This is a genomic window from Rhodococcoides trifolii, assembly GCF_014635345.1.
GTDB lineage: Bacteria > Actinomycetota > Actinomycetes > Mycobacteriales > Mycobacteriaceae > Rhodococcoides > Rhodococcoides trifolii.
In genome coordinates this window covers 731,073-744,615 of the sequence record NZ_BMCU01000003.1, presented here as the reverse complement: position 1 = coordinate 744,615, position 13,543 = coordinate 731,073, and the positions used below count along the sequence as shown (strand labels likewise).

The 13,543-nt window shown below is 66.3% G+C and carries 10 protein-coding genes and 1 tRNA gene; 6 read left to right on the top strand and 5 right to left on the bottom strand.

The window, feature by feature from the left end; translation table 11 throughout:
• Window positions 1-4: 4 nt before the first annotated feature.
• Both glmU and IEW02_RS16825 read right to left on the bottom strand, forming a co-directional pair.
• On the bottom strand, window positions 5-1,504 hold the full coding sequence (gene glmU, locus IEW02_RS16830) for a bifunctional UDP-N-acetylglucosamine diphosphorylase/glucosamine-1-phosphate N-acetyltransferase GlmU (protein WP_188545958.1): 1,500 nt from the start codon (window positions 1,502-1,504) through the stop codon (window positions 5-7).
• 56 nt (window positions 1,505-1,560) lie between these two features.
• Window positions 1,561-1,631, bottom strand: a tRNA-Gln gene (locus IEW02_RS16825).
• Between the two features lie 179 nt (window positions 1,632-1,810).
• Here IEW02_RS16825 and IEW02_RS16820 point away from each other — a divergent pair.
• From IEW02_RS16820 to IEW02_RS16805, 4 genes are all read left to right on the top strand, one after another.
• Entirely contained in the window at window positions 1,811-2,446 is a 636-nt protein-coding gene (locus tag IEW02_RS16820) for a TetR/AcrR family transcriptional regulator (RefSeq protein ID WP_229746092.1), read from the top strand.
• Between the two features lie 162 nt (window positions 2,447-2,608).
• A complete protein-coding gene (locus IEW02_RS16815; RefSeq protein WP_188545957.1) occupies window positions 2,609-3,253 on the top strand; it encodes a ScbR family autoregulator-binding transcription factor in 645 nt (214 codons plus the stop codon).
• 156 nt (window positions 3,254-3,409) lie between these two features.
• Entirely contained in the window at window positions 3,410-7,027 is a 3,618-nt protein-coding gene (gene mfd / locus IEW02_RS16810) for a transcription-repair coupling factor (protein ID WP_188546187.1), read from the top strand.
• A gap of 4 nt (window positions 7,028-7,031) precedes the next feature.
• On the top strand, window positions 7,032-7,997 hold the full coding sequence (locus IEW02_RS16805) for a nucleoside triphosphate pyrophosphohydrolase (protein ID WP_188545956.1): 966 nt from the start codon (window positions 7,032-7,034) through the stop codon (window positions 7,995-7,997).
• Here IEW02_RS16805 and efeB read toward each other — a convergent pair.
• From efeB to efeU, 3 genes are read right to left on the bottom strand one after another with little or no spacing between them, the layout of a single operon-like run.
• Window positions 7,970-9,244: an iron uptake transporter deferrochelatase/peroxidase subunit gene (efeB, locus tag IEW02_RS16800; protein ID WP_188545955.1), complete on the bottom strand. Its 1,275-nt coding sequence runs from the start codon at window positions 9,242-9,244 to the stop codon at window positions 7,970-7,972. The genes IEW02_RS16805 and efeB overlap by 28 nt on opposite strands.
• A complete protein-coding gene (gene efeO / locus IEW02_RS16795) occupies window positions 9,225-10,364 on the bottom strand; it encodes an iron uptake system protein EfeO (protein WP_188545954.1) in 1,140 nt (379 codons plus the stop codon). The genes efeB and efeO overlap by 20 nt, the downstream gene beginning before the upstream one ends.
• On the bottom strand, window positions 10,364-11,248 hold the full coding sequence (efeU, locus tag IEW02_RS16790) for an iron uptake transporter permease EfeU (protein ID WP_188545953.1): 885 nt from the start codon (window positions 11,246-11,248) through the stop codon (window positions 10,364-10,366). Before efeU ends, efeO begins: the two co-directional genes overlap by 1 nt.
• A 209-nt stretch (window positions 11,249-11,457) precedes the next feature.
• On the opposite strand from efeU, the gene IEW02_RS16785 reads away from it, so the two are divergent.
• Together IEW02_RS16785 and eno are read left to right on the top strand one after the other, a co-directional pair.
• The gene (locus IEW02_RS16785; RefSeq protein ID WP_229746125.1) at window positions 11,458-12,147 is read left to right on the top strand and encodes a lytic transglycosylase domain-containing protein; all 690 of its coding nucleotides are present in this window, start codon (window positions 11,458-11,460) and stop codon (window positions 12,145-12,147) included.
• 98 nt (window positions 12,148-12,245) lie between these two features.
• Entirely contained in the window at window positions 12,246-13,541 is a 1,296-nt protein-coding gene (gene eno, locus IEW02_RS16780; protein ID WP_188545951.1) for a phosphopyruvate hydratase, read from the top strand.
• The last annotated feature ends 2 nt before the right edge of the window (window positions 13,542-13,543 follow it).

Below are 13,543 nucleotides of genomic sequence, written 5' to 3'. Positions count from 1 at the left end.
TGTGTTACTCGCCGTCCTTCGTGTCGTTCCGATCGGTGCCGCGTGCGCGCGCCGCCGCTTCTGCTGCTGCCGTACCGGGGCGCTTCTTCTCGACCCAGCCGTCGATGATGCGCTGGGATCCACCGGAAACCGCAAGTGCTCCCGGGGGTACATCATTGCGGAGAACGGTTCCGGCCCCCGTATAGGCCCCGTCCCCGACGCGGACCGGCGCGATGAACATCGTGTCCGACCCGGTCCGGACGTGTGATCCGACGACCGTGCGGTTCTTGTTCACGCCGTCGTAGTTGACGAACACGCTGGACGCCCCGATGTTGGAGTGTTCGCCGATGTCGGCGTCGCCGACGTACGTCAGGTGCGGCACCTTGGTGTGCGCGCCGATGGTGGCATTCTTCGTTTCGACGAACGCGCCGAGTTTGCCCTCGTCGCCCAGGACGGTGCCGGGCCGGATGTAGGTGTAGGGGCCCACCGTTGCCCCGGCCGAGATGACGGCGCTGTCCGCGTGTGTGCGCATCACGGCCGCCCCGTTTCCTACTGCGACGTCGGTGAGGGTGGAATCGGGACCGATCACGGCGTCCTCGCCGATGCTCGTGCGCCCGTGCAGGTGGACGCCGGGCTTCAGCGTCGCGTCCTGCCCGATGGTGACCTCGATGTCGACCCACGTGCTGGCCGGATCGACGACGGTCACACCGGCGCGCATGTGGCGCTCGAGTATGTGCTGGTTGAGGATTCGGGTGACTTCCGAGAGCTGCACTCGGTCGTTGACTCCGCGCACGAGCGAGGGGTCGGTCAACTGAGTGCTGAACACGGGCAGGCCGCGCTCACGTGAGATGCGTAGAACGTCGGTGAGATAGAGCTCGTGCTGAGCGTTGTTCGTCCCCAACCGCTCCAGTGCGGTCCGCAGCGATGCGGCGTCGAAGGCGTACACACCGGAGTTCACTTCGCGGATCAGTACCTGCTCGGGGGTGGCGTCGGCGTGCTCGACGATCTCGGCGACGTGGCCGTCGGCGTCACGCACGATGCGCCCGTAACCGTTCGGTTCGTCGGGTACGAACGTCAGCACGGACATCGCCACCGGTTCTGCCGTGGACAGATGGTCGTGCACCAGGGCACGCAGCGTGTGCGCGTCGAGGAGAGGAACGTCCCCGGCCGTCACCACGACGGTCCCGTCGAAATCGTCGGGCAGCGCGGTCAACCCGCACTGGACGGCGTGGCCGGTTCCGTTCTGTTCCGCTTGCAACGCCGTGACGATGGTGCGGTCGAGCTCCGTCGATAGGGCGTCGACGGCGGCGCTCACCTGCTCGCGGTCGTGGCCGACGACGGTCACCAGATGATCGGGATCGAGTCCAGCCGCGGCGTGCATCGCGTGCCCGAGCATCGTGCGACCGGCGAGCGCATGGAGAACTTTGGGGGTCTTCGATCGCATTCGCGTCCCCGCACCCGCGGCGAGCACGATGACGGCGATACCCGATCTCCCGACCGGCCTGCGGCCTGCCCGCAACGGCATACGTCTCCTCTAATTCACGTACAGAGATGTCGGCTCCGCCGCTGCGCGAACAACGGCTCCGCCGCCAGGACTCGAACCTGAACTATCTGAACCAAAATCAGAGGTGCTGCCATTACACCACGGCGGATTGCCGCCCAGAGGTTACGTGCGAGCAGGTGAAAGCCCACACCAACTGAGCGCGTCGATACTCGCACGAGAGACAGGGCCACGTCGAACCACCGCGCCCAAGCCGGGTCGCTCGCAAGCTCCGCGCCCAAGCCGGGTCGCTCCGCAAGCTCCGCTCGTGCCGTCTGACAGGCTTGACCCATGACGACCGGCGACGCGGTGCCCGAACGAGCCACCCGTATTCGGATGACGGGCACGCAGCGGCGCGAGCAACTGATCGAGATCGGGCGCACGCTCTTCGCCGAGCGCGGGTACGAAGCGACATCCATCGAGGAGATCGCCCAGCGCGCCGCGGTGTCGAAACCGGTCGTGTATGAGCACTTCGGCGGCAAGGAAGGCCTCTACGCGGTGGTCGTCGACCGGGAGATGTCGACGTTGTTGGCGATGATCACCGCGTCGCTGACCGGACATCGCTCGCGGGTGCGCGTCGAAGCGGTTGCGCTGGCCCTGCTCACCTACGTCGAAGAGCGGTCCGACGGCTTCCGCATTCTGGTGCGTGACTCTCCGGTCGCCGCGCCCGACGGCACGTACTCGAGCTTGCTGAACGACGCGGTGGGTCAGGTCGGGCACATCCTGGCCGGCGATTTCGAACGGCGGGGATTGAATCCGGCGTTGTCACCCCTTTACGCCCAGGCACTCGTAGGAATGGTGTCGATGACTGCGCAATGGTGGCTCGACGACCGCACACCACCGAAGGAAGTCGTGGCCGCGCACGTCGTCAATCTGTGCTGGAACGGCCTGACCAATCTGGAAGCCGATCCGCAGCTCGGGGCCTGACGAGGGAATAGCATCGGACATCTGTACTCGGGTCCGCTGCGGGCTTTGCGTACGACACGATGCGCAAACTCTTTACCAGTTGCCCCCGCCGTCAACTGGTGCGGTGGTACCGTTCACCCGATATTGGAAGATCGGTAGTCCTTTACTCTTGAGGCGGATGGCATGGTTAGACAGGCACGCGCCGAGATCACTCGGGACACGGTACTGGCTGGCGCAGCCAATGTTTTCCTTCGTCTGGGCTACGCCAACGCCAGCCTGAGCGAGATCATTTCCCAGTCCCAGGTCACCAAGGGCGCTCTTTACTTCCACTTCGGATCGAAGGAGGAGCTCGCCCGCGCAGTCATCGACGAGGGGACCACCCGGCTCACCGCGGCGTGGACTGCGTTGGACGACGGCCGGATTCCGGCGCTCGAGGCCACCATCGGCATCTCGTACGCGACGGTCGACCTCGCAGTTGCCGATCCCATGGTGGCGGCGATGTTCCGGCTCAAGCACCAGATCGGCGACTACCGCGGGACCGACGGCAACGTCGTCGCGTCCTGGAGCGAGTCCTACCTCGACCTCGCGACGCGAGCGGTCGGCCAGGGCGACGTGTTCCCCGACGCCGACCCGGAGACCGTCGGCACGCTGTTTCTCGAAATGATCATCGGCGCGCACATGGTCGCGGTGGCCACCGACTCGACGGACGACCTGGCCCCGCGCATGGAGCGGCTCTGGTACTACCTGCTGCCGTCGTTGGTTCCGTCTCAGAAGCTTGACTACTTCCGTGAGTTCGCTGCTCGCCGGGTGTTGCGCTACGGGACCTGAGTTCTCGAGTCGCCCCTGTTCTCGAGAAGCCTGAGTACCGCGTTGTCGGCGTGACCTCCTAGACTTGGAGCCGTTCCAGCTCTCGCGTCAGGAGTACAGCCGTTGTCCCCGTCCTCCCATGCCCCGTTGATCTCGTCGCGGGCCTCGGACGTCCGCATGGCGGCTCTCGCTTCTCTTGCGCTCACCGACAGTTCGCTGCGCCAGGTGTCCGACATGGTCGGGCGCTCCTCGGCCACCCTCGTTGCGCCGGTCGCCGCTCGTAGCTTCGTTTCTGCTGCCATTGCCCAGAACGCGCCCGTGCTCGTCGTCACCGCTACCGGCCGTGAAGCCGACGACCTCACCGTCGAGCTCACCGAGATGTTCGGCGGTGCTGTCGCTCAGTTCCCGTCCTGGGAAACCCTTCCCCACGAACGTCTTTCGCCCGGCGCCGATACCGTCGGTCGACGGCTCGAAGTACTGCGCCGTCTCGCGCGACCCGACGACGCCGATTACGGTCAGCCGTTGCGCGTCATCGTGACCACGGTTCGCTCGGTGCTTCAGCCCATGGCTCGCGGTCTCGGCATGATCGAGCCGATCGCCTTGCGCGTCGGTACCGAGATCGACTTCGACGAACTGCAGCAGAAACTGGTCGAGCACGCGTACTCGCGTGTGGACATGGTGGGCAAACGCGGTGAGTTCGCCGTGCGCGGCGGTATCCTCGACGTCTTCTCGCCCACCGCCGATCATCCTGTGCGCGTTGAGTTCTGGGGCGACGAGGTCACCGAAGTGCGTGCGTTCTCCGTGGCCGATCAGCGCTCGCTCCCCGAGGTCTCGATCGACGGTGTCATCGCCCCGCCGTGCCGGGAAATGATTCTCGACGAGGAAGTGCGGGACCGCGCTGCGCGCCTGGCCGCGGACAACCCCGCCGACGCCGCGCTCGTGGAGATGCTCGAGAAGATCTCGGCCGGAATACCCGTCGAGGGTATGGAAGCGCTCCTCCCAGTATTGAAGGCGGGCGGACTCGAACTGCTCACCGACGCGTTGCCCGCCGGTGCACACGTGCTGATCTGTGACCCCGAGAAGGTACGAACCCGCGCCACCGACCTGGTGCGTACCGGGCAGGAGTTCCTCGAGGCGTCGTGGACCGCGGCATCCATCGGCGGGTTGGCACCCTTGGACACCAGCACCCTCGACACGTCCGGCGTCGGCGCTCCGGAGCTCGATCTCAGTGCGTCGGCGTACAAATCGCTGCGGCAGGTGCGTGAGAGCGCGGAGGCCGCGGGCCGTCCGTGGTGGACCGTCAGCCCGCTCGCATCGGGCAGCGACGAGGAGACTGTTCTCGACATCGACTCGGCACCCGACGTGCGCGGATCCGAGGAACTGCTCGCGGCGCTCTTCGCGATGCTGCGCGCACACGTCAAGTCCGGTGGTCGCGCGGCCATCGTCGTCGCCGGGTCCGGTACCGCGCAGCGCACCGTCGAACGCCTCCGTGAGGCCGACGTGTCCGCCGTGCACGTCGACACCGAGTCCGAGCCCATCGCCGGCTCGGTGAGCGTTCTCTGCGGCTCTCTGCACGACGGCCTGGTGCTGAAGGACGCCGGACTCGTCATCGTCACCGAGGCCGATCTGACGGGTAACCGTGTCGCCGCGACGGGCGACGGCCGCCGCCTCCCGGCCAAGCGGCGCAACCAGGTCGACCCGCTGGCGCTCACCGCCGGTGACATGGTGGTGCACGAGCAGCACGGCATCGGCCGGTTCGTCGAGATGATCGAACGTACCGTCGCAGGTGCGCGGCGCGAGTACCTCGTGATCGAGTACGCACCGAGCAAACGCGGCCACCCCGGTGACCGGTTGTTCGTGCCGATGGAGTCGCTCGATCAGCTCTCCCGGTACGTCGGCGGAGAGATGCCCAGCCTCAGCAAGCTGGGCGGGTCCGACTGGACCAACACCAAACGCAAGGCGCGCAAGGCTGTTCGCGAGATCGCGGGGGAGCTGGTGCAGCTCTACGCCGCTCGCCAGGCTGCTCCCGGCCACGCCTACGGTCCCGACACGCCCTGGCAGACGGAGATGGAAGACGCGTTCGCCTTCACCGAGACCGTCGACCAGATGACGGTCATCGCGGAGGTCAAGGCCGACATGGAGAAGGCCGTCCCGATGGACCGCGTGGTGATCGGCGACGTCGGTTACGGCAAGACCGAGATCGGCGTCCGGGCCGCGTTCAAGGCCGTGCAGGACGGCAAACAGGTGGCCGTACTGGTGCCGACGACTCTTCTTGCGCAGCAACACCTTCAGACGTTCCACGAGCGGATGGCCTCGTTTCCGGTCACCATTCGCGGGCTCTCGCGCTTCTCCGACGCGAAGGAATCCAAGGAGACCCTCGCCGGTCTCGCGGACGGCACCGTCGACATCGTCGTCGGAACGCACCGCCTCCTGCAGACGGCGGTGCGGTGGAAGGACCTCGGTCTGGTCATCGTCGACGAGGAGCAGCGGTTCGGCGTCGAGCACAAGGAGCACATCAAGGCGCTGCGCACACACGTCGATGTTCTGACCATGTCCGCGACACCGATTCCCCGCACGCTCGAGATGAGCATGGCCGGCATTCGCGAGATGTCGACCATCCTCACGCCGCCGGAGGAACGGCATCCCGTCCTCACCTACGTCGGCGCGTACCAGGACAAGCAGGTGGCCGCGGCCATCCGACGCGAGTTGCTGCGCGATGGTCAGGTGTTCTACGTCCACAACCGCGTCAGTTCCATCGACAAGGCGGCCGCACGCATCCGCGGCATGGTGCCCGAAGCTCGCGTCGTGGTCGCCCACGGGCAGATGAACGAGGACACGCTCGAGAAGACCGTGCAGGGATTCTGGGAGCGCGAGTTCGACATTCTGGTGTGCACCACCATCATCGAGACCGGCCTCGACATCTCCAACGCCAACACGCTGATCGTCGAGCGTGCCGATTCGCTCGGCCTCTCGCAGCTGCACCAGCTGCGTGGACGTGTGGGCCGCAGCCGTGATCGCGGGTACGCCTACTTCCTGTATCCGCCGGAGAAGCCGCTGACCGAGACCGCATACGACCGCCTGGCCACCATCTCGCAGAACTCCGACCTCGGCGCCGGCATGGCTGTCGCGATGAAGGACCTCGAGATCCGTGGCGCAGGAAACGTGCTCGGTGCCGAGCAGTCCGGGCACGTGGCCGGCGTCGGGTTCGATCTCTACGTTCGGTTGGTCGGTGAGGCCGTGGAGGCGTACCGCGCCGCCGCGGACGGCACGCCGATCACCACCGACGAGCCGACGAAGGAAGTGCGGATCGACCTCCCCGTCGACGCCCACATCCCGCCGGACTACGTGACCAGCGATCGCCTGCGTCTCGAGGCGTACCGAAAGCTGGCGGCGGCCTCCACCGACGCCGAGATCGCGGCGGTGATCGAGGAACTGGTCGACCGCTACGGTCCGGTTCCGGCCGAGGTCGGACGCCTGGTCGCGGTCGCGGTGCTACGCATTCTGTGTCGTCAGTACTCGCTGACCGACGTCTCGATCGCGGGCACGATGGTCAAGTTGGCGCCGATGGATCTGCCCGATTCGAAGCAGATCAGGTTGAAACGGCTCTATCCGAGTGCCCAGTATCGGGCGACAACAGGTACCGTCCAGATTCCAGTGCCGCGTGTCGCCGGGGGAGGCGTGGGTTCGGCGCGCGTTCGCGACGTGGAGCTGCTGCAGTTCGTTGCCGACGTGCTGCTGGCGCTGGACGGCAAGCCGGCCGGCTCGGTGCGCGTGGAACAACCTTTGGGGGTGTGAACGGGTGACGGTGCTCTTGCTGGATCCGCTGCGCCCCACGATGGTGCCCGTGCAGGCGGTCAAGCTGCTGGAGAACCCGATTCTGTTCACCGAGGAAGTGCCCGTCGCCATTCGCTGGCGTCTGTCCGGCATGACGACCGACGACAGCGACGGCGAGACGGTCCTGATCAGTACCACCCGCGACAACCCGGACGTGCAGGAACGGATTGCCCGCGGCGAGGACGTCGTAGAGGTGCCCGTGCCCGAAGCGGGAAACCTCGACGAGGCCGTGTTCATCATGGACCGGTTGCGGTCGCGGGGTGGATGGGAAGCCACCCAGACGCACGACTCGCTGCGCACGTACCTCCTCGAGGAGACGTACGAACTGCTCGACGCCATCGCCTCGGGCGACCCCGACAACATCCGGGAAGAACTGGGCGACCTCCTGCTCCAAGTCCTCTTCCACGCCCGGATTGCGCAGGACGCTCCGGACGGCGCGTTCGGCATCGACGACGTTGCCGCCGGTCTCGTCGCCAAGCTCACGCACCGCAGCCCGCACTTGACCGACGCGTCGACGGGGCCGATCGACATCGGGCAACAGGAACGGGCGTGGGAGGAGCGCAAGGCCGCCGAGAAGTTGCGAGCGTCGTGCATCGACGGCATCGCGATGGCGCAACCGTCGCTCGCGCTTGCCGAGAAGGTGATGGCTCGGGCGTCCAGAGCGGGCCTGCCCGACGAATTCGTACCGGACACCTTGCGCGTGGTGCGTCTCGACGTGGGCGGGGATCACGGCAGTGATTCCGCCGAGGATCGGCTGCGCAGAGACGTAAACGATTTCGTCGCGGACGTGCGCGCCGCCGAGCGAGCCGCAGCCATGGACGGTGTGGTCCCCGGAACCCTCGATGCTGTTGCGTGGAAACGCTATTGGCCGGGCGCTGAGCCGAGTGCGCACGGCCACGAGGGTCAGGCGAACAGCGTCGACCCCCAGTAGGCGTTGTCGTCACCGTCGGGCACGCCGGGCGGGCAGGCGAACAGTGCCGACCCGACGTGTGAGATGTATTCGTTCAGCAAGTCCTTGCGGGCGAGCGCTTGCTGCATCGGCACGAACTGTGTCATCGCATCACGACAGAAGGCGACGAAGAACAACCCTGCGTCGAGGTGCCCGAATCCGTCACTACCGTCGGTGAAATTGTATCCGCGCCGCAGAATCTTGATGCCGCCCAACGATTCCGACGACGCCAGTCTGATGTGTGCGTTCTTCTCGATCTGGTTCGACGACAGATCGACGGTGTCGAACTCGGCCGCCGATCCAAGCGGTGCGCCGGTGGCCTTCGATCGACCGATCACCCGTTCCTGCTCACCGAGCACGGCGCGGTCCCACGGTTCGATCTTCATACGAATGCGCCGCGCGACGAGGTAACTGCCGCCGGCCATCCAATCCGAACCGTCGGATCCGTTCGCCCACACGTAGTCGTCGACGGATGGTTGGTCCTCGGACTTGATGTTGTTCGTTCCGTCCTTGAATCCGAACAGGTTTCGCGCCGTGGCCTGAGTGGTGGACGTCGAGGACGTGCGTCCGAACCCGAGCTGCGACCAACGGATCGACGCAGTCCCGAACGCGATGCGGGCGAGGTTGCGGATGGCGTGAACCGCAACCTGAGGGTCGTCGGCGCACGCCTGGATCGCGATGTCGCCGCCGCTGCGGGCGGGGTCCAGATCGTCGGCCGGAAAACGCGGAAGTTCTTCCAGTGCAGCCGGTTTACGGTCGACGATACCGAAGCGGTCGTTGTCCGCGGTCCCGAACAGGGACGGCCCGAAGCCGATGGTGAGGGTCAGATTCGACGAATGCAACCCGTACGCCTCGCCGGTATCGCCGGGGGGCTCGTACTGACCGCCACCGACCACGCCGCCGGGTACCGATTCGGCGCCGACGGTCAGCCGTTCGGCCATCGTCGTCCACTTCTTCAGCATCGCGACGAGTTCGTCCCGCGAGTCGGTGGTCACGTCGAAGGTCGCGAAGTGCATGCGATCCTGGGCGGGGGTGACGATGCCCGACTGGTGCGCGCCGCGAAACGGCACCACGGATTCGGCTGCCGCGGCGGCGGTGTCGAGAGTCGGGGCAGTGGAGCGGCCCACCACCACGCCCGCACCGACGGCAACGGCACCCGCTCCGACGCCGCCGAAGAGTCGACGGCGCGAGAAGCGTTTTCCGCCGGTATCAGTTTCCGGCAACGACACCCTGAACCTGGCTCACTGACGCCGACAATGCGTCGATCTTCTGGGACAGTGCTTGGCGCTGCGGTTCGGTGACGGTGTCGTAGAAGACGAATCCGTCGCCCTGGCGGTATTTGCCCAGTTCGGTGTCGAGATCGGCGAAGCGTGCTTGAATCTCTTTCTCCAAGTCCGGGTTTCGCTCTGCCAGGATCGGTTGCAGCGCAGCGACCGCGGCCTGCGATCCGTCGACGTTGGCCTGGAAGTCCCACAGGTCGGTGTGCGAGAAGAAGTCTTCTTCACCGGTGATCTTGGTCTGCGCGACCTCGTCCAGCAGACCCTGAGCGCCGCCGGCCACCTGTATCGGATCGACGGTGAAGTCGGATGCCTGTACGCCCGTGGCCAATTCGTTCACGTCTGCCACCAACTGATCGGCGATCGCGTTGGTGTCGGGCTGCAGGCCCTGCGCCCACAGGTCTTTCTCGAGGCGATGGAAACCGGTCCACGACGCGCCCGGCTCGACGTCCGGTTCACGCAGATCGATGCGCGGATCGAGATCGTCCGGGAAGCTTTCGGCCACGGGTTCGATGCGCTCGTAGTAGGTACGCGCGACAGGGAACTGCGCCTTGGCGGCGTCGATGTTCCCCTCCTTGATCGACGCGGCGAACGCTCCGGTGGTCTCCTGGAGTGCGGTGATCTGGCTGAGAACGTATCTCTTGTATCCGTCTGCGGCGTCGGCCAATTGGCCGGTCTCGTCGGTCTGGACGGAGTCGCCCGAGACGACGAAGTCGGCGCGGATTCCGTCGCCGACCATGCCGGGCTTGCACGCGGTCTGGTAGGTGGCCGCTTCGGGGAGCGCGACGATCAGCTGACGGGAGACACCGGGCCCGATGTTCTCGATTTCACCCATGACGCGGTCGCCGGCGCCGTAGACGTAGAACTCGGTGGTCTTGCTGCCGTTGTTGGTGACCTGGAAGGTCGACTGTCCGGTGGTTCCGGCGGCGGCGGACACCTCGCAGGAGTCGTCGGTCGCGGTGACGGCGATGTCACCGTCGGCGGACGCCTCGGGTGTCGACTTCGCTGTGCAGGCGGCGAGGGCAACCGGAAGGGAGGCGGCTGCGATCAGGGCGCGGGTGGTGCGGCGCATCAGTGTTGCCTTTCGAGTGCGGGTTCGGCCGGCGCGGTGTTCCTCGACGGCCGCAGGAACAGAGTCAGAACGACGGCGAGATAGAGGACCCACGCCACTGCTTGCAGGAGTGTCGGATCCGGGCGGACGTTGAAAATTCCGGCGACGAGGGTGCCGTACCAGCTCGACGAGTCCCAGCTGCTGCTGATGTCGAACGCCAATGTGGATCCACCGGGCAGAACGCCGCCCGTCTGCAGGGCGCGGAGGCCGTAGGCGAGGATCCCGGCGGCGACGAAGACGAGAAGCACACCCGTGTACTTGAAGAACTTTGCGAAGTCGATGCGGATGGTCCCGAAGTAGAGCAACACGGTGAGAACCGCGGCAACGACGACACCGAGGAGCAAACCGAGCAGTGGCCAGTTACTGCCGCCGGTGTTCTCGGCGTAGCCCACCATGAGCAGCGCCGTCTCGACGCCCTCGCGCCCGACGGCCAGAAACGCGAGCAGCAGGATCGAGGCAGGTCCGAGTTCGAGAGCTTTGGCCATGCTGTTCTTCAGGTTGCCGGAGATCGATCTCGCGGCGTTGCGCATCCACAGGACCATGCCGGTGACGATCACCACGGCCAGAAGCGACGCCGCACCGGCGATCACTTCTGCGGTCAGGCCCGTGACCGTCGACGTTCCGTAGTGGATGCCGAAGAAGATGACCGCGACCATGAGGACGGCGGCGGCGACACCGGTCCACACCCACTTGAGCGCATCCCGCCGATCGGATTTGACCAGAAAGGCGACCAGGATCATGACGACGATGCCGGTCTCGAGTCCTTCGCGGACACCGATCAGGCCGCTGCCGAACATCTGCGTCGCGATCGAGGGTGCCGATGCACCTGCGGCGAGAACGGACACGTCGGGTGACTCCTGCTTCTAGGTTGGTCAGGCTGGCCTCGCCAAGGCTAGGCGACCCTCAGTTCTTTCGAGGTGAACATACCCCGGGTTCCGGGCACTCCCTATCGCGATGACCAGCACTTTTGCAAGACTTTAATGTTTTATTACCTTCGTTCTGGATGATGGACGGCGTGACCAACCGACGTCCCCGCGCCATCGTCGGGTTCGCGATGAGCGCCGCACTTCTCGTCGCCGGTTGCTCCCAGGCCGCCCGCGTCGACATTCCCGAGGGCATCCCACCCGGGGCGGGCACGCCGGTCCCGATCATCGACGTCGACGCACCCGGGCGCACCGCGGATCTGCTGAACGGTTGGGCGGCACCGCAATCCGACGCCCTGGGGATCTCGGTCACCGCACTGGAGTCCTACGGATACGCCGCACAGGTGATGGCACGCGCCCAACCGGGATGCGGCATCACCTGGACGACGCTGGCCGGTATCGGATCGATCGAGAGCAGGCACGGCACGTTCCAGGGTTCGAGCGTGGCACCGGACGGAACGGTCGACCCGCCCATCCGAGGTGTCCAGCTGGACGGAACCGCCGGCAACACCACGATCCCCGATTCGGACGGGGGCGAACTCGACGGTGACCCGGTGTTCGACCGGGCGATGGGCCCGATGCAGTTCATCCCCGAGACCTGGCGCAAGTGGGGAGTCGACGCGAACGGCGACGGCGTTGCGAGTCCCGACAACATGGACGACGCAGCGCTGAGCGCCGGCCGCTATCTGTGCGATCGCGGCGGCGACCTGACCACCGCCGAGGGGTGGCAGCGCGCGCTCAACGCCTACAACCTCTCGGGGAAGTACCTGCGGGACGTACGCGATCGTGCCGCGGCGTATTCGGTGGGCGTGAGCGGATAGGCCCTGCGCGTCCCGAGCGACGACACCCTCCCGGCGGCTACGCTGTCTCCGGGCGTGACCACGCCCACCTTCTGTTCCCGGTATTGAGGAGTGCACACGTGGCCATCATCGAACAGGTCGGAGCTCGCGAGATCCTCGACTCCCGTGGCAACCCCACGGTCGAGGTCGAGGTCGCGCTCGAAGACGGCACGTTCGCGCGTGCGGCTGTTCCGTCCGGCGCATCCACCGGTGAGCACGAGGCCGTGGAGCTGCGCGACGGTGGCGATCGCTACGGCGGCAAGGGCGTCGAGAAGGCCGTCGAAGCGGTGTTGGGCGAGCTCGCCCCCGCCGTCATCGGCATCGACGCGTCGGACCAGCGTTCCGTCGACCAGGCGCTGCTCGACGCCGACGGCACCCCCGACAAGTCCCGCCTCGGAGCCAACGCGTTGCTCGGCGTCTCGCTGGCCGTTGCCAAGGCGGCTGCCGACTCGGCCGGCCTCGACCTCTTCCGCTACATCGGTGGACCGAACGCCCACATCCTTCCGGTTCCGATGATGAACATCATCAACGGCGGAGCGCACGCGGACAGTGGCGTCGACGTCCAGGAATTCATGATCGCCCCCATCGGTGCACCCACCTTCAAGGAAGCGCTGCGCTGGGGTGCAGAGGTGTATCACTCCCTGAAGTCGGTTCTCAAGGCCAAGGGCCTGTCGACCGGTCTCGGCGACGAGGGCGGTTTCGCTCCCGACATCGCCGGCACCAAGGCGGCTCTCGAACTCATCAGCGAGGCAATCACCAAGGCCGGCTACGAGGTCGGCACCCAGATCGGGCTTGCGCTGGACGTCGCTGCGACCGAGTTCTACACCGCGGGAACGGGTTACGCGTTCGAAGGTTCGACCCGCACCGCCGAGGAGATGTCCGCGTTCTACGCCGAGATCCTGAACGACCACCCGCTCGTCTCCATCGAGGATCCGCTCGACGAGAACGACTGGGAAGGATGGGTTTCCCTGACCGAGGCCATCGGTGACCGCGTACAGATCGTCGGCGACGACCTGTTCGTCACCAACCCCGAGCGTCTCGAGAAGGGCATCATGGAGGGCGCCGCCAACGCCCTGCTGGTCAAGGTGAACCAGATCGGCACGCTCACCGAAACCCTCGACGCCGTCGACCTCGCTCACCGCAACGGATACCGCACGATGATGAGCCACCGCAGCGGCGAGACCGAGGACGTGACGATCGCCGACCTGGCCGTCGCCGTGGGCAGCGGGCAGATCAAGACCGGTGCACCCGCTCGAAGCGAGCGCGTCGCGAAGTACAACCAGTTGCTCCGCATCGAGGAAGCGCTCGGCGATGCCGCGCGCTACGCCGGAGATCTCGCGTTCCCGCGACTGGACTTCGGCAACAAGGACGCATAACC